This is a genomic window from Pontibacillus halophilus JSM 076056 = DSM 19796, assembly GCF_000425205.1.
Classification (GTDB): Bacteria; Bacillota; Bacilli; order Bacillales; family BH030062; genus Pontibacillus_A; species Pontibacillus_A halophilus.
In genome coordinates this window covers 42,697-69,494 of the sequence record NZ_AULI01000010.1, presented here as the reverse complement: position 1 = coordinate 69,494, position 26,798 = coordinate 42,697, and the positions used below count along the sequence as shown (strand labels likewise).

The following is a 26,798-nucleotide window of genomic DNA, read 5'->3' as shown; positions in this document are numbered from 1 at the left end:
CCTTGCTTGAATTACAAGCAAGGGCTTTCTTTATGCATAATTCCGATTACGACCAAACAAACTATGCAGTAAATGTAGTCTGTATGGAGGTGAGCGTTGTGTCTTTCATTAAACGGTTGTTGCCCATTGAATCAAGCGTGGAGGAAGATGATGAATCCTCCATTCCGATGAAGAAAGTGGCCAAATCAGTAGAGAAAAACGTACAATACCTAATCGATGAATTGAATAAGACTGATGATTTGCGGATGCGGATTTTTGAACAGGAGAAAGCTGTTCTTCTCTATTATGAAACACTTGTAGATCTTGAGAAAATGCAAAACCGTATTTTCTCACCGCTTACGGAAGGAGAGCACGTACATATTGAAACCTTACCTTGGGCGATTACTACTGGGAATCTAAATCAGGTCGTAAGGGACCTTCTACAAGGGCAAGCGGTATATTTGAAAGAAGGGTCATCCGAAGTCATCACCTTCAATGTGGATTCCGTCTTTAACCGAGACGCGAGTGAGCCAGACATTGAGAAGGTTGTGCGAGGCCCACATGATGGATTGGTTGAACAGCTTTCCGTAAATATAAATCAGATTCGAAAACGTATTCAGAACCATAATCTTGTAGTCCGTTACTACCAGCTTGGTAAGAAGACAAACACTAAGATTGCAGTCATGTACATGAAAGACATTGCGGACCCGAGCATTGTAGATGAAGTAGACCGACGTTTAAGAGCCATACAAGCAGATATGATTTTAAGCCCTGGTTTCTTAGAAGAATATCTAGATGATAGCACCATGTCACCTTTCCCTCAGATGCTCTCAACAGAGCGTCCAGACCGAGTAACGGCCAACATTATGGATGGCAGAATCTCCATTATGGCGGATGGAAGTCCAACGGCATTAGTTGTACCCGTGACGTTTTTTAGCTTCTATCAAGCGCCAGAAGATTACAACTCCCGGTGGTATGCGGGTTCATTTATTCGGATGATTCGACTTGCGAGTTTTATTATCGCAATTGGACTACCAGCATTCTATATTGCCGTTGTATCCTACCATTTCGAAGTCATCCCAGACAGCTTGATTATTCCAATTAAGAGTTCAATTAATGACATCCCGTTCCCTCCACTCATAGAGGCGTTGATGATGGTAGTTATTATTGAACTTATACGAGAAGCAGGGATCCGGTTGCCATCGCCAGTCGGGCAGACGATTGGGATTGTAGGGGGATTGGTCATTGGAGATGCGGTAGTTAAAGCAGGGCTCATTTCAAATATCATGGTCATTGTCATTGCATTAACCGCAATTGCTTCCTTTGTTGTCCCTTCAAATGAACTAAGTATCACGCTTCGGATCTTAACGTTTCCGTTTATATTAGCTGCTGGCACGTTAGGATTTGTAGGGATTGTGTTCTTGTTGTTGTTATTATTAATTCATTTAACAAAGCTACAGTCTTTCGGCACTCCTTATTTCGCACCCATGACTCCACTGCGCATCAAAGATTTAAAAGATACCTTTCTGCGGTTCCCTATTAATATGATGAGAACGAGACCCAAAGATGCCCACCCACAGAAAATGAGTACGGGCGGGGACTCAAGGGGGTGGAGGAAGCGTGGACGAAAGTAATCAAAGTGTACTCTCAAGGAGACAGCTATTCTTTCTAATTGTGCAAGCGCAGATAGGCATTGGTGTCTTATCGCTTCCTTACGACTTACACGAAACAGCGAAACAAGATGGATGGATTGCATTAATTATAGGCGGCCTCATTATGCAAGTGTTATTCGTCCTGTATTGGTGGCTTGCGAAGCGATTTCCTAATGATCAATTCTTTCAGATCATAGAGAAGATCCTTGGGAAAGTAATTGGAAGCTTTGTTAAATGGCTATTTATTATCTACTTTTCCATTGTTGTGGCGTTAATCTTACTCCTATTTAGCAGGCTCATCAATCTATGGATATTAACCAACACGCCTCCTTGGGTGGTGTCAGGGATCATGCTACTTATCTGCCTTTACCTTGCGTATGAACCCATCCAAGTGATCGCACGTGTATGCACGTTCGTGTCTGCGCTACTCGTCCTACTCTTATTAACTCTCGTTATTACGGTTCAAGACTTGAAAATCGTGTATTTGTTCCCGATGTTTCATGAGGGGATAAAACCCATATTGATTGCTTCAACTGACGCCATCATTTCCATGCTCGGGTTTGTTGTGCTGTTCTTTGCTTACCCTTATACGAAAGGCTCTCATAAAAGTAAGCTATTGACGCTGTCATTGGCAAACGCTTTTGTGGTCGGGTTTTACTTAATTTCCGTTTTGATTGTGTACACGTTCTTTAGTACGGATGAAATTCCCCTTGTATCAGAACCTATCTTGTTCCTACTGAAAGCATTTGAGTTGCCGTTTATATCGAGGATTGACTTGTTCTTTATTTCAACATGGATGGTGTCTGTTGCAACCTCCATTACGGTATTTATATATATGGCAGGAATCGGGATGAAAGACGCGCTACGTAAACAATCACATGGCCCCTTTGTTGTGGTTGCAGGAGCGATATCCTTTGCGATTTCAACCTTTCCTAGGGGAGAAGAAGGGGTAATCTTAGCATTTAGCGACTATGTGTCCATCTTGAGCTATATATTCTCGGTTGGAACACCCGTCATTCTGTTAATTCTCTCTCTTATTCTTCGTAAACGAGACAGGAGTGGTATGCAATGAGGCTGTGGCGTTCTAAAGGATTACTTGTATTATTCTGCTTTGTATTGCTAACGGGTTGTTGGGATCAACGGCAATTTAAGGATTTGAAGCTTGTGCTGATTACTGCGTTCGATAAGACAGATGATGAGTTACTTCGAGCGACGGTAGCCATTCCTACAGTAGCTCGGGGAACAGAGGGGTCTTCTAAAGAACTAAGTGAGGTAGCATCTGCAACAGGCCGAACCCCTCGAGAGACAAGGTCTAACATTAACCAAGAAATTTCAAAGACGTTTGACGCTTCTAAACTTGAAGTCATTCTAGTCGGGAAAGAGCTTGTTGAACAGGATTTATACCCGATATTAGATGTGTTCTACCGTGACCCGAAAAGTAATTTGAACTCTAAACTGGCCATGATTGATGGGGAGGCGGGAGACGTATTGTCCCTGCAAGTGGATAATGAACCAAGGATTAATTCCTACGTAAATGGCTTACTGAAAGGAATGATCAAATCCACTTATGCACCTAAAGAGAATATCCAGTTAATTTGCGCTGAATTACTTGAGCCGGGGCAAGACTTTGGATTACCTGTCATGACCGTTAATTATGAAGAGAACCTTCTAGATTACAAAGGGTTAGGCTTGTTTAATGAGAATAAATATTCGGGTGTAGACTTAGACGTAGAACAAACTTTGATGCTCTTACTTATGAACAATAAGAAAGGTGTCGACGCTACGATGACAAAGAAAGTTACGGACCGACATGAAGATAAGTTGAAGAACTATTTAAGCGTTAATGTGATTGATGCAGACTCTAAAACCAAAATTGATGCAACTTCACCTGAGGACATTAAAGTAAAGATTACGACAGATTTAACTGCAAAAGTAATTGAGTTTCCGGAAGATAATTTAGACAACGTAGAGAAAGTGAAACGGTTAAGTAAGGAATATTCAGAGATATTGACAGAAGATGGACAAGAAATATTAAAGATTATCCAAGAAGCGAATTGTGACTATTTCGGAATAGGAAGACAAATTAAGGCTTACCACCCTGAAATATGGAAGCAAATGAAATGGAAAGATGTTTATCCTAATATTGAGTTAAGTGTAGAATTCAACGTAAAAATGAATCAACATGGGATCATTAACTAACGAAAAGAGGCAAGTCCTTGGTGGACTTGCCTCTTCATATTTACTCTTCATTAAAGATTTCAGATACTAGTTGATAAGAATAGAGACGTGCGGAATGGTCATAAATTTGAGAAATCACCATCAACTCGTCTGCCTCTGTTTGTTGGATAAATTGATGTAGCTTGCGCTTAACCGTCTCTTTACTACCAATAATGGATGCGCCAAGCTGCTGGTCAAGAGCTGCTTTCTCCCGTGGTGTCCAAATGTCATTCATATCGTCTACCGGTGGTTGAAGCGGTGCTTCTTTCCCACGAATTAGATTGATAAACTGTTGCTTCAATGTAGTAGCCAATCGCTCGGCTTCTTCATCTGTATCAGCAGCAATCACATTAACACCAAGCATTGCATAGGGCTCTTCCATTGAATCCGAAGGTTGGAAAGAGTTCCGATATAAATCAAGGGCGCCTAGTGTATTATTTGGCGAGAAATGACTCGCGAATGAGAATGGAAGTCCGAGTGAGCCCGCTAGCTGTGCGCTAAAGCCACTGGAGCCAAGCAACCAGACTGGGATGTTGAGCCCTTCACCAGGTACAGCGCGAATGGTTTGGTTTGGTGTTAACTCAGGATTAAAGTACCCTCGTAATTCCTCCAGAAGGTCTGGGAAATCATCTCCTGTACTTCCATTCGCACGACGCAGAGCCTGAGCCGTTTTTTGATCGGTACCAGGAGCTCGGCCTAAACCGAGATCAATTCGACCTGGATAAAGCGTTTCAAGTGTACCAAAGTGCTCGGCAATAACGAGAGGTGCGTGGTTAGGGAGCATGATTCCACCTGAACCAACTTTAATGGTAGACGTTTGACTAGCGACATGCCCGATAAGGACCGATGTTGCAGAACTTGCGATAAACGGCATATTGTGGTGCTCTGCCAACCAGTAGCGGTTATATCCTAACGATTCAGTGTGTTGTGCTAATTGGATGGTTCGCTGAAATGAGTCTGCAATTGTAGATCCTGACATGATTGGAGCAAGATCTAATACAGAGATTGGAATGGTAAATGGATGATTCATACGTTCATTCATCTTCTTTCATTGAAAGTTTGTACACCTTACGTTTAGGAAGGTGATTCTATTCACCTAGCGTATCAGCATCAGTCAATTTCAGTAAATGAGAATGCTCATGAAAAAAAGGCGAGAATACAATCTCGCCTTTTTCCTACTCTGCTTTCTTGAAAGTGGTATGAAGTTCGTCGTTTAAATCCTTTAGAGATTCCTTTAATACAGACGTATCAGCAAATAAGTCATGAATGCCTTGGTGTTTCTTTGTAAAGGCTACGACAAGATAAGGAATTCCGGCGGCTGCCATACTAATGTAACGACCAAATAATTCTCTCGTGACGATTTGCCACTTCGTTAAGGCGTTCCCTTTCAACGAGACAACCTTAAGACCAAATGCCATCTTCCCAAGCGTTGCTTGGAAGAAGAAAGTCATGAGAATGAAGTACAGAAAGAATACGAGCGATGTGGTGATGTTCATTACGCTTAATAAATCAATATACAACTTCGCTTCTGTCAGGTTAAATGCACTTAGAAGTGGTCTCGTAATAATTGCATTTATGCTGTACACAACAAGTAAGTCGATTAAGTACGCAAAGAAACGCGTTAGAAAACCAGCGTACAAAAAGCGGTACATAGCGTCTTGATTCGAAGAGAGGACTTCCTTCAAATTTGATGTTGGATTGGTGTGCTCAACAGTATCCATGGAAATCCCTCCTTTACTCTGCATACATGTACATCAAGGTTGGTCCTTGACGCTGTTGTATAAGTTGCTCAATCCACTTCACGTCACTGTTAGGCAGGAAGCTTTGAATATCTAGTGGAAAGCCAAACAAGCTGCCGCCATTCGTTTTATACTCAACGACTTGAGGATTTCCGCCAATTGCCTTCTTCAATGCGTTTAATGCATCTTCCTCAAACCCAATTTCGTCAACAAGTCCGTTGTCCATTGCTTGCTGTCCGCTGTAAATACGTCCATCTGCGATTTCACGTACTTGCTCTTCCGACATACCGCGTCCTTCACTAATGACATCTACAAATCCTTGATAGGATTCATCCACAAGTTCTTGAAGGATAGCGCGGTCTTCATCACTCATCTCTTTCGCGGGACTCATAATGTCTTTGAATTCACCGCTCTTTATTGTGTTGAACTTAATGCCGTACTCATTAGCCAATTCTTTATAGTTGATGCTTTGCATGATAACACCTAAAGAGCCCGTCAACGTTTCATTTGAGGCATAGATCACATCAGCAGGAGCAGAAATGTAATACCCTCCTGATGCCGCCATGCCACCCATGGACACGTACAGTTTCTTTCCGTCTTCTTTCATTTCTTGCAATTTATCATGGATTTGAGCGCTCTCGAACACGCCTCCACCTGGGGAATTCACATAGAGAAGAACTCCTTTAATGGTGTCGTCTTCTTGAATTTGCTCTAGTTTCTCTAGAAACTTATCATGATTGTATCCGACACTTCCAAGTGGACTAGTGCCTTGACCGCTCGTAATCGCTCCATCCACTTCAATCCGAGCAATCCGAGAATTCGCAGATCCTTGCTCGATGATCTTCTCCTGAGATGCCATGTTACCTGCTAACATCTCTCTTGATGTGTCAGCGATGCCGCCACTCGACCTTGTTGCACTTAATGCTTCACTTAATCCAGCAATAATAAGCAATGCACCGGCTATAGCCACCGCAATAATACGCTTGTTCATAAGGGCAGTCCTCTCCTTTATATATGTACAGTCTTCATGTGTGGGATACATGTTGCTATCCCCTTACCAATTATAAGAAGAAAAAAATAGAAATGATAGTGATTTTTCACTTCTCATTCCATTCATACGGTTGACTTCAAATTTTGTTTCATCCTTTTTACATTTTCCCTAATCCTCCATCTTAGTCGGAAAACAGGATTGCCCCGAATTGGAAAAAGCGTATAATGATGGATGTAAGAATTTGTACATAAATGTAAAAAAGGGGAGAGGAAGAATGGGTAGAGTTGTAATAATCACAGGAAGTGCAAGTGGAATAGGGCAAGAAGCTGCACGGAAATTTGCAAGCAAAGGGGATTCTGTTGTTCTTGGGGATTATAACGCGGAACTAGGTCAAGAAACAGCGCTTAAACTACAGGAAGAAGGGTACACTACTCACTTCGTGAAAACAGACGTTTCTAACTATGAAGACGTTGAAAGACTTGTAGACGAAGCGGTGACAAAGTTCGGAACAGTTGATGTGATGGTCAACAATGCAGGGATTGGCATGCCAACTTCAATCCTTGAGACAAACTTAGAGAATTATCATAAAGTAATTGATGTGAATCAACACGGTGTTGCGTATGGGATTATGCTTGCCGCTCAGAAGATGAAGGGGCTAAATGTCAAAGGGGTTATCATTAACATTTCATCGGTTTACGGATACCTAGCCTCACCGAAAACATTCGCCTATCATGCGACCAAGGGAGCGGTGAACATGATGACGAAGTCGGCAGCGCTTGAATTGGCGCCACATGGGATTCGCGTTGTGGCCGTAGCTCCTGGTATTGTCGATACACCAATATTAGATGGATACCGAAACGCCGGATTAATTGATGGAATGAAAAAGAAGGTGCTTGGAGAAGAATTGACGACACCAGAACAATTAGCGGACTCGATTTACCTTGTATCTTTGGAAGAAGCTAACGCAATGAACGGCAATACGGTTATGGCCGACCATGGCTATGCATCCTTTAAATAAAGCAGTAAGGCGTGAACAAGGTTCACGCCTTTTCTTTACGCTGCTCCTAGACCTTTAACCATGCTAACAAGAATCGTTACGAAAATGACGAATGAGGCACCAAGCGTTAAGTAAGGAATGAGCCGCTCTGTCTTAAACAGGGTGCTCAACAATCCCATTAACACGGCAAAGGGGCTTAGGATGGCCGCAATCCAGAAGCTTAGAAAGCTAACAACTGGGAGCCCGAACCAACTCATAAGATAGAAAACAACAACAAGTATTGAATAAACAATGGCATAACGATAAGTACGTTCTGTTCGTTCTGCTAAACTTTCCATAGCATGATCTCCTTTACTAATTATGTAAATAGGTACGTTAGAATAGATATGAAGGCCTATACCTGTAAATTCTCGTTTTCGTAAAGGGTTAAACCACTACGTAAGAATAAGGAGGGAAATTTGTGTCAAAGTTAGCCATCGTAACAGGAGTGGGGCGTTCTGAGGGGATAGGAGCTGCTGTTTGCAGAGAACTTGCTCAAGAAGGGATACATCTACTATTCACCTACTGGGGTTCTTATGATCATGAAGTGTATGGGCAATCAGAGGAAGCATGGTCGACTAGGTTTCAGACGGAGTTGTGTAGTTATGGAGTCGTTAGTAAAGGGATAGAAGTAGACTTATCACACCCGGACGCTTATGCTTCCATCCTTACTGAGGCAACAGAGATGGGGGAACCCACCATCCTTATTAATAATGCCACTGTATCCATTGAGACAAATTACGAATCATTAACCGCCGCAATGCTTGACCGGCATTACGAAGTTAATATGAGAAGCACGTTTTTGTTAAGTTGTGAGTTTGCGAAGTTCTTGAAGGAGAAGGAATTGAGGGATGGCCGAATCATCAACTTTACATCAGGTCAAGACCAGGGACCAATGCCGAACCATCTCGCATATGCAGCTACGAAAGGGGCAGTCTCTGCATTTACTTCATCTTTATCAATCGAGGTAGCCCATTTCGGTTGTACCGTCAATGCCATCAACCCAGGTCCCACGGATACGGGCTGGATGACAGAAGAGATGAAAGAGCATCTACAGTTAAAGTTCGCAATGGGCAGGGTCGGGGAGCCAGCTGATGCAGCTCGTTTAGTTGGATTTCTAGTTCGACCAGAGTCAAGTTGGATTACAGGACAAGTACTCCATTCAGAAGGAGGCTATCAGAGAAGTTAAGGAGGGATGCTATGAGGGATTTTCATTGCTGTGCCACGTGCATTCACTTTGAAGTGCGTAAATCGAAAGAACGCACGGTACGAATGTGCGCTAGACTCGGGTATGAAACAAACCCAACTTGGAAATTCAACTGTTGGGAACCGAAGGACCATGTTAAACGATTAATGGAGAAGGATAAAGGGAAACAAACATGAAACGTTCGTTCTAACGAAACGTATGGAAGTATAGTTGAAAAAGGATTGAAAGAGGAGGACCTATGGAATTATTGTTTTGGGTTTTAATTGTTGCAAGTTTTATTGTCAGTTATGTGGGATTAATCTTCCCTATTTTGCCAAGCCCGCTCTTTTTGTGGGGAAGCATACTCCTGTATCACTTTGGAATCAATTCATCGAATCTATCTGTCTGGTTCTGGATTACCGCCATCGTATTAACCCTCATTCTATTTGTAGCGGATATTATCGTAAATAGTAAAATGGTGAAGCAATATGGAGGAAGTAAATGGGGAGAGCGCGTCGCCGCTATTGGAGTCATTATTGGCTCTTTCGTCATTCCGCCATTTGGCGTCATCATTCTTCCGTTTCTCTTTGTCTTTATCGTAGAAATGGTGCAAGAACAAGACCTTCAGCAAGCCTGGCGTGCATCAGTAGGTGCGTTGCTCGGATTCCTAGGAGGCACCCTTGCCAAGTTTATTATTCAAACGTTGATTATTCTTCTATTCGTAGGCGCAGTTGTCTTTTCGTTTATCTAATTGATGTGGGACAGGGGGACAGGTTTATTGTCCCGCATTTCATGCGGGGACAATAAACCTGTCCCCCTGTCTCTTTCTAACTCGATACCACCCAACGGTCTTTATGGAACAGCACACGACCAATAAAGATAATGATGATTCCGTAAAGTAACGTACTTCCGAGTGCTAATCCGATGTGGGTGAAATCTGTAATTCCTAAGAGTAGCTCTTTCAAGATCATGTAGATGCTCATAAATGGTACAACAAAGTCGATCGTTGCAACTTCATTAGCTCCTCTTGACATGAGGAAGAAAGTAGGCGCAACGGTAATCATAATGACTGGGCTCGCATAACTATTCATTTCTTTAACCGTTTTAGATAGGATGCTGATAACGATTAAGATCGCACCAATAAACATACCAAAGCCAATGGCTAGTAACACGAAGGAGAGAATGATGAAGCCAAGGTTATCCTCGAAGGTTAAAGCTTCTTGCAAGTTGTCCGTGAAGAAGAACGTTTCTACCACAACGATGGTTAGCGAGGTAACGCCAGCTAGAAAGCCGATTGTAGAAACGGTTAACCATTTTGAAATTAACACTTTACTACGACTGACAGGCGTCATAAGTAAAGCTTCTAGCGTCTTACGCTCCTTTTCTCCAGCAATAATGTCTGCAGATATAGGCATTGCGCCTGTCGCAACCGATATAGAGACGAGCATTGGCAGCAAGTAAGCGAGCATCAATGTAGCGGTCAAGTTGTCGCTGTTATATTCCACACTTTCTGCATTCACTACAATCGCTTCTAACACAGAGGAATTTACTCCATTTGACGTAAGTCGTTCTTCGACGTATTGCTGCTCTAATACGTTGAACTGATTCTCAACGAGCGACATGAGTGTGGACGTATCCGTGCTTGTCGAGTCTCCGTGTAACGTAATCTCCTGAATCCCTTCTTCCGCCAGTGAGTCAATAGAGAAGCCGGAAGTGATAATGCCTAACTTATACTCTCCTTCTTCAACCCCAGTACGGATGTCTCCAACATCATTAACTTTCGAAAGCTCAACTTGGTCAACCCCTGCAAATACTTGTTCCATCTCTTTCATTTCAGATTTGAGAACAGCGACCTGATACGTCTCATCCGAGTTGTCTGAGATCATACTTTCATAAAAGAGGACAAGTGCAGACATGGTGAAGATAGGGATGAGAAAGGTTAAGACTAGTGTTCTTCGGTCTCTCAAAGCGTCTGTTATTTCCTTTACATACATACGCCACATCATGCTGAATGCCCCCTGGCGAGTTTAGACATAAAGATATAATTTAAATCCTCTGAGTCTTCATGATGGTAAAGAACTTCTAGCTGCCCTTCATAAACCACTTGCCCTTTATGCATCATTACAACAGAATCGCATAAAGCCTGAACTTCTTCCATGATGTGACTGGAGAAGAGTAAGGTCTTTCCCTGCTTCTTTAATTGAAGAATCAATTCTCTAAATACGTTACTCGACGTAATATCAAGCCCAGTTGTTGGCTCATCAAGAAGAATGATAGCAGGGTCATGAATGAGCGTACGAGCAATGGCGACCTTCTGACGCATTCCTTTGGAGAAGTTGCCAACTCGCCGGTCTAAGTAATCTTTCATTCCGAAGCGTGTTGTCAGTTCATCGATTGCTACCTTTGTCTCGTGTTTTGAGAGACCATAGAGCGTTCCGAAGTAGGTTAAATTCTCTCTTGCGGTTAAGCGGTCATATAATCCAGTCTCACCGCCGAACAGAACACCGATGAGTTGTTTAACGTGTCTCGCGTGTCTAACGGTATCGTGACCTCCTACGAGAATTTGACCGCTCGTCGGCGTTAACATGGTTGCAATGGCGCGTAACAGCGTCGTTTTACCCGCTCCATTCTCCCCAAGTAACCCAACAACCTGACCTTCTTTAACCGTCAAATTTACATGGTTCAAAGCCGTAATGGGCTTCTTCTTATGTGGAAATGTCTTTGTTACTTCATTGATTTCAATCATCGCAATTCCCCTCCCGTTTATGTCTGCTATAAGCTTACCGAAATTAGGAGGAGGTTACACCTAACATGTCGCAAAAATGCCATTTTATGTCGTGAAGCGTCCTTCCTACGATGGGAAAATGATACAATGGTCGATAGAGAAGGGGAAGGGGAGGCAGACATTCTTGATTACAGTAGGCATTGTTGATGATCGAGAGCTAGACTTAGAGAAAGTCTTGAGTATCATTCAACAACAGGAAGATATGGAGATTGTGTTTTCAAGCACATCAGCGAAGGAAGCCTATGAATTTGTGAAAGAACATCCGCTTGATTTACTCATTGCTGATATTGAAATGCCCGAACTGTCAGGTTATGAATTGGCAGATCTTATCCATACACATGCTTTAGACATACACGTGATCTTTGTGACGGCACATAGTGGGTATGCCGTTCATGCCTTTGAGCTAAATGTTCATGATTACATTATGAAGCCCTATCGCAAGGAACGGCTGATCCAATCTCTAGAACGATACCGAGAAAAGAATCGGTCAGGAGAAATGAAAGGGAATCTGTTCATTAAACAAAAGTCAGAGATTCATATTGTTCCAAAGAAAGAAATTCAATTTATTGAACGAACAGGACGGTCTTCAACCATTTACACAGTTAAAGGGCCTGTAACGACCTATCAAACGCTTAATGAATTGGAAGGGGAACTGAGAGAACGAGATTTCATCCGCTCTCATCGGTCGTTTATTATTAACATTCATTACGTGAAGAGCTTTTCACTTTATGCGAAGAATTCCTATACAGTCATTTTTGAAGGGATTCAAGAATCAGCGCTAATCACGAAAAGTCAACTGGACTATATTCAAAATTATTACTTTTAGGTTGTGAGTGAATGAAGGAGAGAAGAACACATGTGGTGCCAAATGTATTGCTTGGGCTTCATGTAGCGATGTACATAAGTCAATGGCTCCCGTATGTATATGGAGGAATGGCAGGCGTTCTGGTTGCCTTTCTGTTAGATAGACGAAAGCGTGTTAGAAGGGTGCCAGTCGACATAAAGAACGCGTACGTTCTGTGGGGGATAATGCTGGTTTGGGTTCTCGGATATGTGGCCAATCACACGCTTATGGATTTGCTTATCATAGTGAGTTCTTTGTGTTTGTATGCATGGAGTGAAGTCCTCATTGAAAGACGACGGGTAATGGAAGCCCGTCACGCTTCGTTAGAGAGACAGCTAAACGATTTAGATCACACGTTCTGGGAGCTGCGTAAAGAACGCCATGATTACGTAAAGCACATCGCTAGTTTAGAGCATTTGTTGGAGGAGAAGCGATTTAATGAAGCATCCGAGTATGTAGGGCGGTTGAGTCAATCCTATGAGGATGTTAGTCGAACTGTGTCAGGGGAAACGGCACTAACGGCGGGGCTTCTTCAAACCTATGAAAGGCGAGCGAACGCGTCTGATCTTACATTTTCTTTAGCATTGCATTATCCACTAGCCTCCATCCTGCAGGACCAAACGCATGTCACCCAACTTATGGAGAATGTCCTTCGTAATGCATTTGAAGCGGCAGAAGCGTATAAGAGAAAGGACAATTCAGCATCAGTCACACTCTCTCTTCAACGGAAGAGTGCATTCTCGATTCTAACTGTCTCCAATGACACGGAATCCATTCCTGCAGAAGTGTTAGACCATCTTTATAAGACTCCTGGGTATTCTACGAAAGGTACTCGCGGGAGGGGAGTAGGCGCTTCTATTATTGCTGATCTTATTAAAGAGAACAATGGCCATTTGGATTTCACCCATAAACAAAACACATTCACACTGAAAATTAAGCTACCGTTAGTTGTATGAGGTGGGACGGAGGGACAGGTTCATTGTCCGCATTTCATGCGGGGACAACGAACCTGTCCCTCCGTCCCTTCTGGTTATGATAGTGAGATAGTTTTAAATGAATGATGTTACCTTTAAATTGTAGGGAAATAATATTATAAGAAAATAATTGGTTTTCATGAAATCGGTTTACATTATTCCAATTAGTGGTATGTAAGAAAAAGGTTGCTTGCTGTTGTGGAAGTGAAGTAATCAATTTTACATAAGAGGTGTAACGATGAGGAATGTATCAGTTGTGTTTTGGTATTCAGTTACCATCTGTGCCTTGTTTGTCTTAATTGGAGCCGTGGCACCAAACCAATTGGAAACGTGGTCGAGTACTGCAACTACTTTTATATCGGATAAATTTGGTTGGTATTATTTGATTTTATTTGTGCTAATCTTTTTCTTTTGCGTGTTTATTACGTTTTCCCGCTTTGGAAAGATTCGACTTGGGAAAGAAGGAGAACGTCCCGAATTCAATTTGCCAACTTGGTTCGCCATGTTATTTAGCGCTGGCATGGGTATGGGAATGGTGTTCTGGACAACTTCTGAACCAATATCCCACGCATTTAAACAGTCGCCTAATGCGCCGTTAGGAAGCGATATGGCGATTAAAGAATCCATGCAGTATTCTTTCTTCCATTGGGGAGTTTCCGCATGGGCGGTATATGGAATTGTCGCCCTGGTCTTAGCTTACTTCAAATTCCATAAGGGTTATCCTGGACTAGTAAGTGCAACATTGACTCCTATTTTTGGGGAGAGGGCCATGCAGGGGCTACCAGGTAAGTTGATTGATACATTGGCCATTGTAGCAACTGTATTTGGAGTCGCTGCAACACTCGGTTTCGGTTCTGCTCAAATAAACGAAGGTTTGTCGTTCGTGTTCAATACTCCGGCTACATTTACTGTACAATTACTTGTTCTATTCATTTCAACTGTGCTATTCATCATCTCAGCCTACTCTGGCGTACATAAAGGGATTAAATACTTGTCCAACATTAATATGGGATTGGGTTTTGTTCTGTTGATTATGCTATTCATTGCAGGGCCAACGCTATATATCTTAAATATGTTTACAAATACGCTAGGTAACTATATTACGAATTTCTTTGATATGAGTTTTCGAATTGCACCTCTTAACGAAGAGAATCGGTCATGGATTAATAGTTGGACAATCTTTTACTGGGCATGGTGGATATCGTGGTCTCCGTTTGTGGGGATCTTTATAGCTCGTATCTCTAGAGGACGTACGTTAAGAGAATTTATGCTAGGCGTCTTACTTGTTCCTTCCATTATTTGCTTTATCTTCTTTGCTGTATTCGGAGTATCAGCTATAAACCTAGAACAAAACGGAATTGCGCAAATCTCTCAGTATGCGTTAGAGACCGCAACATTTGGGATGCTTGAATATTATCCTCTCGGTACCATCATGTCTTTCATTACAATTATCGTCATTGCTATTTTCTTTATCACATCTGCAGATTCAGCGACGTTTGTACTCGGAATGCTAAGTTCATCAGGTTCCATCGAGCCTTCTAGCTTCGTTAAGATTGTGTGGGGCATTATGCTGTCTTCCATGGCAGGTATTATTGTTTACTTTGGAGGCACACAAGGGTTACAGAATTTACTTATCATATCCGCGCTCCCGTTTTCCGTTGTTGTCTTGCTTATGTGCGGTTCTTTCTACAAAGCCGCTAGTCGAGAACTAGCTCAAACTAAGAAGCCACATTCTAAGAAACGAAGTGCTAACGCAAGAGAAAAAGTGTCGAGCACGTAATAAAGGACGCGGGGACAATGAACCTGTCCCCGCGTCCCTTTTCTTTATAAGGAGTGGCGTATAAGTTTCTTGTAGTACAACACAGATAAGGCTCCAAAGCCAGAGTAGAGTAGGGTGTAGACAATCATCACGATGACCATGGGCGCCCATAACTCCGTCCCGAAGTAAAACCATCCTGATTTCACTGCAAAGTAGCTGTGAATTAAACCCACCAACAGTGGGATTCCAAAGCTGAATAGTTGCTTGCCTCGAATGCCACGTAGGAGATCGCGTTGGGTGTATCCGAGTTTCCTTAGAATCACATAGTTTGGCTGTTCTTCTTCACCTTCACCCATTTGCTTGAAATAGAGGATGCAGCCTGATGTTGTGAGAAAGGCGAGTCCAAGATAGCCAACGATAAACATCGATAGTCCAAAGGCTTGACGCAGCAGTTGTTTATGATCTTCTTGGGAATAGGCGTTGTCATTCTGCCTGTAACCAAGATCTCTAAAGAGGGATAGAGCCTTCTCCTTGTCGTTTGAGTGGATGAGATTCATTCCTACGAGAAAGGATGATTCCTTCTGAAGAGTTGGGTCTTGCTCTTGTTGAAGAGCTGCGAACTGTTCTTCATCGACAATTCCTGTTGGCAAGCCACCCATGTTAAATGTCCAAGTCACATAGGAATCTTCCTTCATCCCCAAATAACTCATATCGTACGAATCTTCTTTTGTTTGTAGGGAGACTGTACCCTGTTCATTCATTCGAATGACATTGGCTAACAGGTCACTATACCCTGAGAAATACATCTCATCTACCGCTACATCGATTCCATCTACGGTAGCTTCACTAATGATTGAGATCGTCATCTCATTGGGGTTAAAAGAACCTTCCTCATAATCCTCAGCTAAAATGTCCTCTACCTTCACATTTGCCATAACAATCTCTCTATTAATCTCTTCGTATTGAATTCCTTCTTCGTCGAGAGCTGCTTTGAATTCATTTGTGGTTTCATTTGTTGTCATAGCGAAGTCGAACGGAATTCGTTCCTTTGCATTTGTTTCCGTCGAATAATACGAGATATAACTCAGGCTTAATAACCCAATTGCAAGTGCAGAAACAGTCGTAATAATCGTGAGGACGAATGCATTTGATTTCATTCGAAACATAATGGATGAAAGGGAAAGAACCTCATTCACATTTAAATATCCACCCTTACGCTTCCGTAGTAAGTTCGTAATAAACCGTACGGACCCTTTGTAGAAGAAATACGTACCTACAATAACAGATGCTAATGTGTACATCATCTTAAGAAAGAGTGTGTTTATGGAGCCGAGAGACCCACTAAACAGGGTGGAGGATACGTAATAACCAGAAAGGATGAGCAAGAACCCTAGAACTCCCATAATAATCTCCCATACTGTAATCCGACCTACTTTTGTTTCTGTCGAGGAGACCACTCTAAAGAGGGAGAGGATGTTGTGGCGCTTTATAAATACAGCATTCATGATACTGATAAGAACATACAATACAGCGAATACGAGTAGGGATTGGAGGAGCGCATCCACTGAGAAATTGAGCTGTGCTATCCCACTTACTCCTGTCACTTTGAACAGAATCATCTTCGTAAGTTTCGAAACCGTAAATCCAATTCCTACTCCTAAGAGGAAGGAACCACAGTAAAGAATCAAGTTCTCGAAGCTAACAATGCGAAATACGCGTCCTTTCGTCATACCCACAAGTTGGAAGAGACCAATTTCTCGACTTCGCCGCTTAACGAAAATGGAGTTGGCATAGAGCAAGAAAACACCAACAATGGCCAATAGGAGATAAGAGGCTACTCGAATGCCAGCTTCTCCTTTAACGCTCCCAGTCTCACTGTCAATCTGTGGATCAAACTGAAGTGTGACGAAGGAGAAATAGAGGGCAACGCTAAAGATCAGTGCAAATACGTATAAGTAATAGTGACGAAGATTCTTTCTTAAATTCTTTAGAATAAGTGAGTTAATGCTCATACTGCACCCCACTTAAAACACCTTGAGTTCTCATAATATCCTTCAAGAAGGCATTTCTCGTCTGGTTCCCTTTATTCAGCTGCGTATAGACTGACCCGTCTTGAATGAAGACAACGCGATTGCTATAGCTCGCCGCAGCCGGGTCATGTGTAACCATTACAATCGTAGCGTGATGCTTCTTGTTCAAATCGCTTAATTTATGGAGTAAATCAGAAGCGGATTTAGAATCAAGAGCTCCGGTTGGTTCATCTGCAAATATAATGCTTGGCTGATGAATGAACGCCCTAGCTGAAGAAGTTCGTTGCTTCTGTCCGCCTGAGATTTCGTTAGGGTATTTGTGTTGAATTTCTTTAATACCTAAATCTCCTGCAATGGTGTCGAAGCGTTCGTTGGCTTCCTTTTTGCTCACTTTCGTAATAGACAGTGGGAGGAGGATGTTCTCTTTCACGGTCAACGTATCGAGTAGGTTGTACTCTTGGAAGATAAAGCCGAGGTGATGCTTTCGAAATTCAGCTAGTTGCTTTTCCTTTTGGGTTGTGAGTTCCTTTCCGTTAATCACAATGCTTCCTCTACTTACTTTATCAATAGATGAGAGGACGTTTAACAGCGTTGTTTTACCAGAACCTGATGCGCCCATGATGCTTATAAATTCTCCTTCTTCAATGGAAAGGTCAATTCCTCGTAACACTTCTTGCTTCGTAAATTTGTTTCCATAGCTTTTGTACAGCTTCTGTGCTTGTAAGATGCTCATGAATTTACCTCCTAAACGGTTATGTTACGTTTATTGTAAGGTGTGAGGATATGAAATTCGTTTGATTTCCCTAACAAAATACAGGAAGCACGTGACATTTCTGTCACATGCTTCGAACATGGTCTATGTCATTCTGATTCGGGAAGAAGAGTGTGAAGGTAGACCCTTCCCCATAAATGGAATTTACGGTTACACGAATCCTTAGATTGTCCGCAATTCGCTTCGCTAAATAGAGCCCCATGCCCGTGGAAGAGCGGTCATTGTGTACAGATGTGGAGGTAAACCCTTTGTCAAAGATACGAGGGAGGTCTTGCTTCTCGATACCGCGCCCTTTGTCCGAAATAGAAAGCGCAATTTGACCATCTTTCTCATAAGACGTAAGGTGAATGTCTTGATTCTGACTGTATTTAATCGCATTGGTGAGGAGTTGTCTTAGAATAAAGGCAAGCCACTTTGCATCACTCAACACATGTTGTCCATGTAGTTGAAGCTCAAATCCAATCCCTTTCTGCATACACCAGGATTGGAGGGAGCGCAGTTCAGTCACAACCAACTCCCGAAGCGAAACTTTCTCCATATACAAATCATTTTGCATAAAGGGGAGCCGCTTCTGATAGAGCTGTTGGTCGAGTAAGTGATGGATTCGAAGCCATTCATAATACAGCTGTGATTGTGTTTCTTCGTGATTCACTTTATCCATAATGAGTCGAATTGCGGACAAGGGAGTTTTCACTTCATGAATCCACGCTACGAGTTCATCCTGCTCTTCTTCAAGTTGCTGTTGATGACGAAACGCTTCATGTCGCAATTGTTCCACTTGCGTAGTCAAATGTTCCTCGACAAGCTCTTCAAGGGGACTTTCACCCTTTGGGATTGTTCCAATATCGAAATCGTGGTTACGTATACTTAATTTCTTGTAGAATTGCATTTCGTTTATGTATCGAATGACAAGAAATAGAAGAAACAAGGTGCTTGTGAGCAGTACATAGTAAAGCACACTTGTGATTGGGACAGTGCTGTCGACAAAAGCTAGGAGGATAGCCAGCAATTGAAAGGACACTAGTAGAAGAATCCAACTTAGACGTTCTCTTAGAAAAGTAGCAATCATACGTTCGAACCCTCTACTAAGACATAACCTTGTCCGACCTTTGTCTGAAGCTGCTCGCCTAACTTCAGGTCCCCCAGTTTCTTTCTCAACCGATTTACATTGACAGTAAGTGTATTGTCACTTACGAACCGCTCATCTTCCCATAACCTTCTAATCAAGGAATCACGACTGACAATTTTGTTCTTCTGTTCTACAAGGAGTTGGAGGATGAATATCTCATTCTTTGTAAGCTCAATCGAACCGTATTCGTTCGATACGCGGTTTCGATCCCAGTCAATCGTAGCACCGGCCCACGATTTAATCTCATTTGTATCCTGCGTGTAGTTGTACGCTCTTCGAAGAACCGCTTGCACCTTTGCCACGAGCACCTCAAAATGAAAAGGCTTCTGAATATAATCATCTGCCCCAAGGTTCATAGACATGACCATATCTGTCGGATGGTCTCTTGAAGAAAGGAAGAGAATTGGCACGTTCGAATGCTCCCGAATTAGTCGACACCAGTGAAACCCATCGAACTTTGGCAACTGTATATCAATAATGACAAGATCCGGATTGACGGTGGTAAAGTCCGTCATCACATCATGGAAATCCTGAACCCCATGCACCTCATAGTTCCATTGTGACAACCTCTCCTGCACCTCTGTAAACAAAGAATGATCATCCTCAACCAACAATAACCTAAACAAATCACACACCTCCATGGGACGGGGGGACAGGTAAAGTGTCCCTTTGTCCCGCATCTACCCCCGAAGCTGGTTCTTAAAGAATAAAACGGTCTCTAGTTCATCTTCGCGGTCTTTAAACAAATTCAAGTGCTTCATTACAGCGACTGCAAATTCAATATAGGCATTTCCTTCTGCTGTGATGATGCCATCTGACACGGTAACATCCGCAAGACTTCTATGAGCTGGTTCCAAAATTCCAACGAGGTCTTCCGGTTCAACAGAGGTGGAATATGTATGATTCTCCATGATAGCACTTGCACCCAATAACAAGGTGCCGCCACAAATGGCTGCAATCGTCTTTCTCTGATCATGGAAATGTTGAATGAGCGTCGTTAAAGATGCTTCGGAATAAAGCGAATCAGGCTCGCCTCCTGGTATAAGCAATAAATCATAAGCATCTGCATCACATTCATGAAGGAGATAATCAGTCTGAACACGAAATCCTCCACAATTCTTAACTTCCTTCTGTACTCCAGTTGTATCAACGTCTACGTCTGTTACTTGTAGCATATAAGTGAGTGGGCTAATCTCCCACTCTATGTAACCGTCGTATAGTAAGCACAATGCTCTCATCAACCATTCCCCCTTTGTGTTGCTCTGTCCCATTCCTCAAATGGGATAATCTCTCTTTCTTCATATGTGTCTAGTTCTAGAGGGGGAATGAGTTCTAATGAGTTGCCGTCTGGGTCATCGAAATAAATTGCACCATGTCCATGTGGTAAATTGGATAGGACGAGAGGTTGGTCTTCTGGTGAAACGCCGAACGTAGTTTTTACTTCTATACCAAGTTCGTCAAGCCATTCTTGTGAGCGGCGTAAATCATCTTTATCGACTTGGAAGGCGATATGTCGAATGGAAGGATGATAGGGTAAGTTGACTTCATCAGAATCCCATAAACCGAGCCAACTCTTTCCTTTCTCTATCCAAACGAATGTCACTCGATGCCCTTCAAAAGCTAGTGGTAATCCTAACCCTTCATAAAAAGCAAGCGCTTTTTTTCGATCCTTTACAGGTAAATGAGCTTCATATAATCCTTTAATCATCAACCATTCCCCCCTTTGGGACAATAAACCTGTCCCTCTGTCCCAAGTCTACCAGCACTTTCCTTTTTTGGCTAACTGGTTTTGTGGTTTGGAGGAAGGAGAAAACCTTCAATGGATAGAAGTAAAGAGTGGGTTGAAAAGTATTTAAAGGAGGAGATTGGAGTGGGGGATTTAACTTATGATTACACGATTTACATAAATAAAGAAACGGATGTCGTGTGGGATGCAATCACTACTGGAGAGAGTACTCAATATTATTTCTTTGGCAGAAAGGTGCAATCCGATTGGGAGATTGGTTCTTCCATTAAATATGTTAAGAAAGATGGTTCGACCGACATAGAGGGGGAGATTGTGGAGCTTGAACCTTCGAAACGATTAGAAATTACTTGGTCATCACCGGAAAGTGACGATCCACCAACAAGAGTTATCTTTACTTTGCAGCCTTATGCTGAGGCGACTAAGTTGATTGTGATTCATAAAGACTTACAACCGCATTACTTTGTCGACCGAGATGATACGTTTGAAGGGGTCAACAATGGATGGCCGGCAATCTTAAGCAATTTAAAGAGCTATCTTGAGACGGGGCAGCCAATGGGAGATATGATGAATGTGGATTAATCATCATCTAGCGTGGCGTCGAGTGAGTGATTGGAAAGGAATATCACCAGCGAAGTGTAGCCTCGTAAAGTAGAAATCAGTTCGTACAAGTGGACAATAAGCACCTTCCACATAAGAGCAATATGTAAAGAAGCCATGGAGCATATACCCATGGCTTTACCTGTGATTACTCTCCTTGATAATAACTTTCCGTCAAATCATCCCAGAATGAAACATCTGCTTCATAAATGCTGTCATCCGCAATGGATTCTAGTACAGCCATCATGCCTGTAACTCCTTGTTGAATAAGCTTGCCGTTGCTCTTCTGACCTAACACATAGTCTTCTCTATAATGGTCTGCCATTCCTCTCATTTCAAACAAGAGGGTGGAGATGCCGTATTCATTTGCTAATCCATTTCGTGAAATGGTGTTCGCGGTGCCACCAGGATATTTAGATAGGATTCCATACCCTTTAGCTTCAATAGCTCCATATAAGACAGAACCGAGTTGCTTGGAACCTTGCAACACATCTTCAGGGACTTGGTCATTCGTTGGGTAAAGGATAGATCCAGATACGAGCGGTCCATCTTCACCTAATGTAACCTGTGTCCCTTGGTGGTGTAGGTCAATCATGTAATCAGGTTTGTAGACTTGAAGAATATTCTCGTGTAACGCCTTCGTTTCAGGTTGCTCACGGTCAATGTGGTCACGATTCAAATCTACTCCATTTGCGTTATATCTAGTATGTGTACCCGATACGTAGTCTTCTAATGAGAAGTTGACATCGCCTTCAGCTCCATCGACATTGAGGCGAGGGGCAATCAGCACGTTAACGTTGTCTAAGATTTCTCGTACAGGTTTGCCATTTGAACTCAACTTTTTAATGACGTTCAAAGCAGCTTCTGTTGTAAGTGTTTCATTCCCGTGTTGCTGAGTTAGAAATAGAATCGTAGGGTTAGATTCATCTTGGATGAACTTTGCTAAGTATAAATCACGTTCTTTGACGGATTGACCATATACTTCAAGCTCCATGTGTTGAGAGCGTTGTTCAACCTGTTCAAGGAAGTTGACCATCTCCTCATAAGAGTGAAGACGTTCATTCTTAATGGTTTCATTTCCCTGATAGTTTGGTCCATTTGCAGCATGAGCATCTTGTATAGGGGCAGCCAATAGAGTGGACCCCACCATAATCCCTGATACGACTACTTTCCAAGCTTTTGTCAAAATAACCATCCTCCCTGAATAAAAGTACTTCCTTCTGTCACATGTTTCGACATAATCTCCAAGAGTCCTTTATAAATTCCCTTAAACAGGAAGAAGTCACTAGAATGAAACAAACCAATCAGACATAAGTCCTGATTGGTTCGGAAACTTTAGAAGATACGATTCTATGTAAATGAAAGACGAGCATGCATCAAAGATGTTCAGGTGCATGCTCGTTCACTCTTACTCCTTATTCGCCCGTACCTAAGAAGCGTTTAACGCCTGCAACACAATAATCGTGGTCCATCTGAGGGGTCAGACCGGCAACTGTTACAGAGCCAATATTTCCAACACCTTTAATATTAATAGGAAGGGAGCCACCAACAGCTTGATAATCATTAACAGGAAGTAGGGAGCTCTCATTGTGCGTCGTACCCATCTCTTCAAAGCGAGCCGCGATAAATTGAGTGCTGTGGTTGTAATGATCCACTACATTTTTCTTACGATATAACCACTTGATATTCTCTTCTGATGTGCCGTCCATAAGGTGAGTGAATAACGGAAGATGGTTCTTCTCAACGTGTACTGCAACGGACTTTCCGTTCTCTTTCGCATAATTAATCAGTTCTATCCCAAGTTGCAAAGCATCTTCATTTGTGAATTGGTTAAAGACAAGTTCCTCTTCAAGTTGTAGAAGTTGTTCTGTATTCATGGTCATTTCTCCTTTAGAATAAATTTTGTTTCTTGTCGAGTCGATAGTTGATTACGGCGAGTAATAGGGCAACCACGACCATAATCGCTCCAATCCAGGCTGTATCCATGTAATCCATATAATCCACGACAAATCCACCAATGGCGGAACCTCCGGCAATCCCGATGTTAAACGCAGCGATATTCATCGCTGATGCTACTTCTTTAGCCTTTGGTACAAGCTTCTCAGCCAGCATGAGAATGTAGGACTGTACGCCGGGAGTTAGCATAAAGGCAAACAATCCAAGGATGAAGACGGATAGATAACTTAATGCTTGGCTAGGTAAGAGTACCATTTGTAGCAACAACACAAAGATTTGAATAAAGAATACATAGCGTAGCGCCTTAACGGGATGGTTGTTACTAATCTTGCCACCTACGATGTTCCCGATGGCAACGGCAACTCCGTAAAGCAATAGCATCCAAGAGATTGCGCTCTCAGAAAATCCGCTTACGTTCTCAAGAATCGGGGACAGATAGGTGAATAATGCGAACGTCCCACCGAAACCGAATGCAGTCATAAGGAGTGCAAGTACAATCCTTGGATTCGCAATAAGTCTACCGACATCACCAAGAGTAGGGGATTCAGCAGGTCGTTTAATCCGATCGACTGCCCATATGTTCGCAAGTAACCCAATCAGTCCAAGGGCGGCTACGGAATAGAACGTAGCTCTCCAACCAACAGCTTGTCCGATAAAGGTACCAAATGGCACACCAATAATCGTCGCTACGGTTAGTCCAGTGAACATAATTGAAATGGCTGATGCTTGTTTATCCTTTGGTACAAGCTCTGCTGCAACTGTTGCTGCAATCGCAAAGAATACGCCATGTGCAACTGCCGTAATAATTCTTGAAATCATGAGCAGTTCATACGTTGTGGAAAGTCCAGATAGGATGTTTCCGATAATGAAAATGGACATAAACGTAAGAAGTAACCCTTTTTTAGGAAGCTTTCCTGTCATCGTTGTGACAATGGGCGTCCCAATGGCAATCGCTGCGGCGTAGCCGGAGATAAGTGACCCTGCTTTCGTTACGGTAATGTCGAGGTCCACTGCAACGGTTTGAAGGAGTCCGACAATCACGAATTCCGTCGTCCCGATGGCGAAGGCACTTATGGCTAATGATAGAAGGCCAATGATGGCTTTAGATGATAAGTTGTTCATAGGTGTCTCCTCCTGTTCCATCGCTACAATAATGTTGAAATCTGAGCGCTACAGGCTCTAATTTTCTTACTGTGATACGTGTCTTGTTGCTTTGGGATTCGACTTGCTGGACCGGATAGTGCAACGGCTGCTACAACTTCACCATTATGGTAAATTGGAGCGGCAATGCATCGTAATCCTATTTCTGTCTCTTCATCATCTACAGCAAACCCTTGGTTACGGATTGCCTTTAAGTGATACAAGAACAGTTGCTCATCGTCGAACGTATTCTCGGTACGCTTCTCCCATTTGAGCTGTTGCAAATAATTTCGTTGCTTACGCTCGTCAAAGAAAGCAACAATGGCTTTTCCGAGGGCGCTGCCATGCGCTGGGTCTCGATCTCCTACTTGAGAATGAATCCGCATGGCATGCGTCCCATCAACGACCTGAGTTGTCACAACATCTGTTCCGTCTAAGATTCCGATATACATCGTCTCACCAAGCTCATGACTGAGCTCGTATAACGGCGGAACAGACGACCAATCTACAAGTAATTGGTGTGACTGCTTATATGTCCCAAGCTTCGTTGAGACCTGATACGAATGGCCTTTCTTATGGATGTAACCCATATGCTCCAGGGTGTAGAGCATGCGAAACGCCGTCGTTTTATTTAACTTCATGTGATGCATCACTTCGCTCATCGTCATCTCACCGTGCTCCATTAGCGCGTCGAGGATGAGTAAACCTTTTTTCAACGTTGAAACTTCATATTGACTCATGAGTGTGTGCCCCCTTTGCACATTCGTAATCGTATATCGTTCGTAAATGAATTTCAAAAAAAGAAGTAGGTGTTTCGATATATGAAACCATTAAACAAAAATAAAGGCGTTCAGCCGATGTGAACACCTTTATCTTCAGTTACATATGTTGTTTATACTCAAATGAAAAACGGTTAGTTAAAAAAAGAACCTCACCCTAGCATGGGTGAGGTTCCGCATTTCTGCATTCATATTTAAAGATGTTTGTCTTCACGCGTAAGACAACAAACGTATAAATTAAGATGGCTAAGGGAGCGAACCATGATACATATCCGAAAGTGGCGGTGACAAGTAAGAGAGCGTTTAAGATCCACAAGATGTTGACATAGTAGGTAAAGATGGTTTTCATGCGAAACCCTCCCCTTCAAAATAGTTCTTCGCTATCATATATCAGATGATTCAACGGTACAACTTTAATGCTTATTCGTGTACGAACATCTCGTAGCCGTTGAAACGCTGACGGAACAATCCTAAATTGTAAGCTCGATTCATGCAAGAAAAAGATATTAATAAAATCCGAATCCTCCATAACCGAGTCCACCAAATGGATAATAAGGAGAGTAAAACCCACTCCATAGAAACGGACTAAATAAAGATGCCCCTAGTAACCCTCCAACGAGACCTCCGAAAAATGGGAAGCCAAAAAACGGAAATCCGAATGGTCGAAATCCATATCCACCAAAGAAGCGCTCTTGTCTAAACGTTTGCCCCCTTGAAACACTCTTGTTTCCAGCTAAGATTGGATACATGCCGAAATCCCCCTTTCAATCGTAGTTCATTGTATGTGCCTATCTGAAAGTTGCTCCCTCTTTATAGGAAGTGACGTATAAGATAGGAAGGACAAGGGTAAAAGAGGACTATTAAACGGGGGAGGGAAGTGGCATAGGTGAGTGTAGAGTTTCAGTGGGGATGGGCGATTGGAGTCAGTATTCTTTGGTATGTTGTACTCCCGCTTGTCATGAGGTTGATACTTCGGGGGATGCCCGATTTGCTTCCATTTCAACTACGTGTTCTGTTTCACTTGTGTTGTAAACGGTGGGCATCAAGCTTGTTTTACGTTTCGTTCTTATTTGTATTCATGACAACAGGGGTCGGAAGAGGCTTCTTTATTGCACTGGCTTCCTTATTTGCTAGTCTCATATGGCTTCCAATCCTAAATAGACGTCACTTCGGAAGACGAATCCGTTATGAAAGCAAGGTGGTAGTTAGTGTTATCCATTGTATGATGTTCTTCGTAATCTATTTAGGAATGGCAGCAATGCAGTTTTCATATGCTGCTCAATCGGTTCCTTTGATTGGCATTTGTGCGCTACTCGTTTCTTTGTACGGAACGATACGTCTTTGGCATGTACACGAAGAGCGAATTGATCGACGTTCTGTGGAGGGGTATGTTCGTAGAGTTCATCCAAATCGTTAAAGGTAGTCTCCTGAAGAAAGTAATGGTATAGTCTCGTTATATGACTTGCAATTATGAATAAAGGGGAGA

General features: G+C 42.5%; 30 protein-coding genes. 12 read left to right on the top strand and 18 right to left on the bottom strand.

Annotated features, from left to right (window positions below; all coding sequences use genetic code 11):
* The first annotated feature begins 32 nt into the window (after window positions 1-32).
* Genes H513_RS0111095 through H513_RS0111085 form a run of 3 tightly spaced genes read left to right on the top strand, consistent with a single transcriptional unit; the run spans window position 33 to window position 3,830 of the window.
* On the top strand, window positions 33-1,613 hold the full coding sequence (locus H513_RS0111095; RefSeq protein WP_233422720.1) for a spore germination protein: 1,581 nt from the start codon (window positions 33-35) through the stop codon (window positions 1,611-1,613).
* Complete coding sequence (locus H513_RS0111090; RefSeq protein ID WP_026800814.1) at window positions 1,600-2,703, top strand: GerAB/ArcD/ProY family transporter; 1,104 nt, start codon at window positions 1,600-1,602, stop codon at window positions 2,701-2,703. The genes H513_RS0111095 and H513_RS0111090 overlap by 14 nt, the downstream gene beginning before the upstream one ends.
* Entirely contained in the window at window positions 2,700-3,830 is a 1,131-nt protein-coding gene (locus H513_RS0111085; RefSeq protein WP_026800813.1) for a Ger(x)C family spore germination protein, read from the top strand. The genes H513_RS0111090 and H513_RS0111085 overlap by 4 nt, the downstream gene beginning before the upstream one ends.
* Window positions 3,831-3,870: 40 nt before the next feature.
* On the opposite strand, the gene H513_RS0111080 is transcribed toward H513_RS0111085, so the two are convergent.
* From H513_RS0111080 to sppA, 3 genes are all read right to left on the bottom strand, one after another.
* A complete protein-coding gene (locus H513_RS0111080) occupies window positions 3,871-4,890 on the bottom strand; it encodes an LLM class flavin-dependent oxidoreductase (RefSeq protein WP_026800812.1) in 1,020 nt (339 codons plus the stop codon).
* Window positions 4,891-5,023: 133 nt separating this feature from the next.
* Window positions 5,024-5,569: an RDD family protein gene (locus tag H513_RS20090; protein WP_051239911.1), complete on the bottom strand. Its 546-nt coding sequence runs from the start codon at window positions 5,567-5,569 to the stop codon at window positions 5,024-5,026.
* A 13-nt stretch (window positions 5,570-5,582) separates the two neighbouring features.
* Window positions 5,583-6,578: a signal peptide peptidase SppA gene (gene sppA / locus H513_RS0111070; protein WP_026800811.1), complete on the bottom strand. Its 996-nt coding sequence runs from the start codon at window positions 6,576-6,578 to the stop codon at window positions 5,583-5,585.
* 274 nt (window positions 6,579-6,852) lie between these two features.
* On the opposite strand from sppA, the gene H513_RS0111065 reads away from it, so the two are divergent.
* Window positions 6,853-7,596, top strand: coding sequence for an SDR family NAD(P)-dependent oxidoreductase (locus tag H513_RS0111065; RefSeq protein WP_026800810.1), 744 nt, complete (start codon window positions 6,853-6,855; stop codon window positions 7,594-7,596).
* A 35-nt stretch (window positions 7,597-7,631) separates the two neighbouring features.
* On the opposite strand, the gene H513_RS0111060 is transcribed toward H513_RS0111065, so the two are convergent.
* Entirely contained in the window at window positions 7,632-7,913 is a 282-nt protein-coding gene (locus H513_RS0111060) for a hypothetical protein (protein WP_026800809.1), read from the bottom strand.
* Window positions 7,914-8,035: 122 nt separating this feature from the next.
* Here H513_RS0111060 and H513_RS0111055 point away from each other — a divergent pair, with 122 nt between their 5' ends.
* The 3 genes from H513_RS0111055 to H513_RS0111045 all read left to right on the top strand — a co-directional run bounded on the left by H513_RS0111055 (window position 8,036) and on the right by H513_RS0111045 (window position 9,551).
* Window positions 8,036-8,803 carry an SDR family oxidoreductase gene (locus tag H513_RS0111055; protein WP_026800808.1) on the top strand — a complete coding sequence of 256 codons (768 nt, stop codon included), beginning with the start codon at window positions 8,036-8,038 and terminating at the stop codon, window positions 8,801-8,803.
* A gap of 11 nt (window positions 8,804-8,814) precedes the next feature.
* Window positions 8,815-8,997, top strand: coding sequence for a hypothetical protein (locus tag H513_RS0111050; protein ID WP_026800807.1), 183 nt, complete (start codon window positions 8,815-8,817; stop codon window positions 8,995-8,997).
* Between the two features lie 62 nt (window positions 8,998-9,059).
* Window positions 9,060-9,551, top strand: a complete 492-nt coding sequence (locus tag H513_RS0111045; protein ID WP_026800806.1) for a DUF456 domain-containing protein — start codon at window positions 9,060-9,062, stop codon at window positions 9,549-9,551.
* Window positions 9,552-9,627: 76 nt separating this feature from the next.
* On the opposite strand, the gene H513_RS0111040 is transcribed toward H513_RS0111045, so the two are convergent.
* Both H513_RS0111040 and H513_RS0111035 read right to left on the bottom strand, forming a co-directional pair.
* Window positions 9,628-10,806 carry an ABC transporter permease gene (locus H513_RS0111040; RefSeq protein ID WP_026800805.1) on the bottom strand — a complete coding sequence of 393 codons (1,179 nt, stop codon included), beginning with the start codon at window positions 10,804-10,806 and terminating at the stop codon, window positions 9,628-9,630.
* Window positions 10,803-11,546 carry an ABC transporter ATP-binding protein gene (locus H513_RS0111035; RefSeq protein ID WP_026800804.1) on the bottom strand — a complete coding sequence of 248 codons (744 nt, stop codon included), beginning with the start codon at window positions 11,544-11,546 and terminating at the stop codon, window positions 10,803-10,805. The genes H513_RS0111040 and H513_RS0111035 overlap by 4 nt, the downstream gene beginning before the upstream one ends.
* 163 nt (window positions 11,547-11,709) lie before the next feature.
* Between H513_RS0111035 and H513_RS0111030 the strand changes: the two genes are divergently transcribed.
* The 3 genes from H513_RS0111030 (at window position 11,710) to H513_RS0111020 (ending at window position 15,183) form a co-directional block, all read left to right on the top strand.
* Entirely contained in the window at window positions 11,710-12,411 is a 702-nt protein-coding gene (locus H513_RS0111030) for a LytR/AlgR family response regulator transcription factor (RefSeq protein ID WP_026800803.1), read from the top strand.
* A gap of 11 nt (window positions 12,412-12,422) precedes the next feature.
* Entirely contained in the window at window positions 12,423-13,385 is a 963-nt protein-coding gene (locus H513_RS0111025) for a sensor histidine kinase (RefSeq protein ID WP_081658263.1), read from the top strand.
* A gap of 256 nt (window positions 13,386-13,641) precedes the next feature.
* The gene (locus tag H513_RS0111020) at window positions 13,642-15,183 is read left to right on the top strand and encodes a BCCT family transporter (RefSeq protein ID WP_026800801.1); all 1,542 of its coding nucleotides are present in this window, start codon (window positions 13,642-13,644) and stop codon (window positions 15,181-15,183) included.
* A 44-nt stretch (window positions 15,184-15,227) separates the two neighbouring features.
* Here the strand turns inward: H513_RS0111020 and H513_RS0111015 are convergent, their stop codons facing one another.
* From H513_RS0111015 to H513_RS20085, 6 genes are all read right to left on the bottom strand, one after another.
* Window positions 15,228-17,174 carry an ABC transporter permease gene (locus H513_RS0111015; RefSeq protein WP_026800800.1) on the bottom strand — a complete coding sequence of 649 codons (1,947 nt, stop codon included), beginning with the start codon at window positions 17,172-17,174 and terminating at the stop codon, window positions 15,228-15,230.
* The gene (locus tag H513_RS0111010) at window positions 17,164-17,925 is read right to left on the bottom strand and encodes an ABC transporter ATP-binding protein (RefSeq protein ID WP_026800799.1); all 762 of its coding nucleotides are present in this window, start codon (window positions 17,923-17,925) and stop codon (window positions 17,164-17,166) included. The genes H513_RS0111015 and H513_RS0111010 overlap by 11 nt, the downstream gene beginning before the upstream one ends.
* 103 nt (window positions 17,926-18,028) lie before the next feature.
* Complete coding sequence (locus tag H513_RS0111005) at window positions 18,029-19,033, bottom strand: sensor histidine kinase (protein WP_026800798.1); 1,005 nt, start codon at window positions 19,031-19,033, stop codon at window positions 18,029-18,031.
* Window positions 19,030-19,719, bottom strand: coding sequence for a response regulator transcription factor (locus tag H513_RS0111000; RefSeq protein ID WP_026800797.1), 690 nt, complete (start codon window positions 19,717-19,719; stop codon window positions 19,030-19,032). The genes H513_RS0111005 and H513_RS0111000 overlap by 4 nt, the downstream gene beginning before the upstream one ends.
* A gap of 54 nt (window positions 19,720-19,773) precedes the next feature.
* Window positions 19,774-20,331, bottom strand: coding sequence for a DJ-1/PfpI family protein (locus H513_RS0110995; RefSeq protein ID WP_026800796.1), 558 nt, complete (start codon window positions 20,329-20,331; stop codon window positions 19,774-19,776).
* A complete protein-coding gene (locus tag H513_RS20085; RefSeq protein WP_036770023.1) occupies window positions 20,331-20,801 on the bottom strand; it encodes a VOC family protein in 471 nt (156 codons plus the stop codon). Before H513_RS20085 ends, H513_RS0110995 begins: the two co-directional genes overlap by 1 nt.
* A gap of 111 nt (window positions 20,802-20,912) precedes the next feature.
* On the opposite strand from H513_RS20085, the gene H513_RS20080 reads away from it, so the two are divergent.
* Entirely contained in the window at window positions 20,913-21,419 is a 507-nt protein-coding gene (locus H513_RS20080) for an SRPBCC family protein (protein ID WP_051239907.1), read from the top strand.
* A gap of 166 nt (window positions 21,420-21,585) precedes the next feature.
* Here H513_RS20080 and H513_RS0110980 read toward each other — a convergent pair whose 3' ends face one another.
* The 6 genes from H513_RS0110980 to H513_RS21910 form a co-directional block, all read right to left on the bottom strand.
* On the bottom strand, window positions 21,586-22,632 hold the full coding sequence (locus tag H513_RS0110980; RefSeq protein ID WP_036770026.1) for a M14 family metallopeptidase: 1,047 nt from the start codon (window positions 22,630-22,632) through the stop codon (window positions 21,586-21,588).
* Between the two features lie 220 nt (window positions 22,633-22,852).
* Window positions 22,853-23,314, bottom strand: coding sequence for a heme-binding protein (locus tag H513_RS0110975; protein WP_231572111.1), 462 nt, complete (start codon window positions 23,312-23,314; stop codon window positions 22,853-22,855).
* 13 nt (window positions 23,315-23,327) lie between these two features.
* The gene (locus tag H513_RS0110970) at window positions 23,328-24,515 is read right to left on the bottom strand and encodes an MFS transporter (RefSeq protein ID WP_036770032.1); all 1,188 of its coding nucleotides are present in this window, start codon (window positions 24,513-24,515) and stop codon (window positions 23,328-23,330) included.
* A 23-nt stretch (window positions 24,516-24,538) separates the two neighbouring features.
* Window positions 24,539-25,273 (bottom strand): IclR family transcriptional regulator, encoded by a 735-nt coding sequence (locus H513_RS0110965; protein ID WP_036770035.1) that lies wholly within the window; start codon window positions 25,271-25,273, stop codon window positions 24,539-24,541.
* Window positions 25,274-25,469: 196 nt separating this feature from the next.
* Window positions 25,470-25,661, bottom strand: a complete 192-nt coding sequence (locus H513_RS0110960) for a hypothetical protein (RefSeq protein WP_026800791.1) — start codon at window positions 25,659-25,661, stop codon at window positions 25,470-25,472.
* Between the two features lie 157 nt (window positions 25,662-25,818).
* Window positions 25,819-26,061: a hypothetical protein gene (locus H513_RS21910; RefSeq protein ID WP_036770039.1), complete on the bottom strand. Its 243-nt coding sequence runs from the start codon at window positions 26,059-26,061 to the stop codon at window positions 25,819-25,821.
* Between the two features lie 137 nt (window positions 26,062-26,198).
* On the opposite strand from H513_RS21910, the gene H513_RS0110950 reads away from it, so the two are divergent.
* Window positions 26,199-26,729 (top strand): hypothetical protein, encoded by a 531-nt coding sequence (locus H513_RS0110950; protein WP_026800790.1) that lies wholly within the window; start codon window positions 26,199-26,201, stop codon window positions 26,727-26,729.
* The last annotated feature ends 69 nt before the right edge of the window (window positions 26,730-26,798 follow it).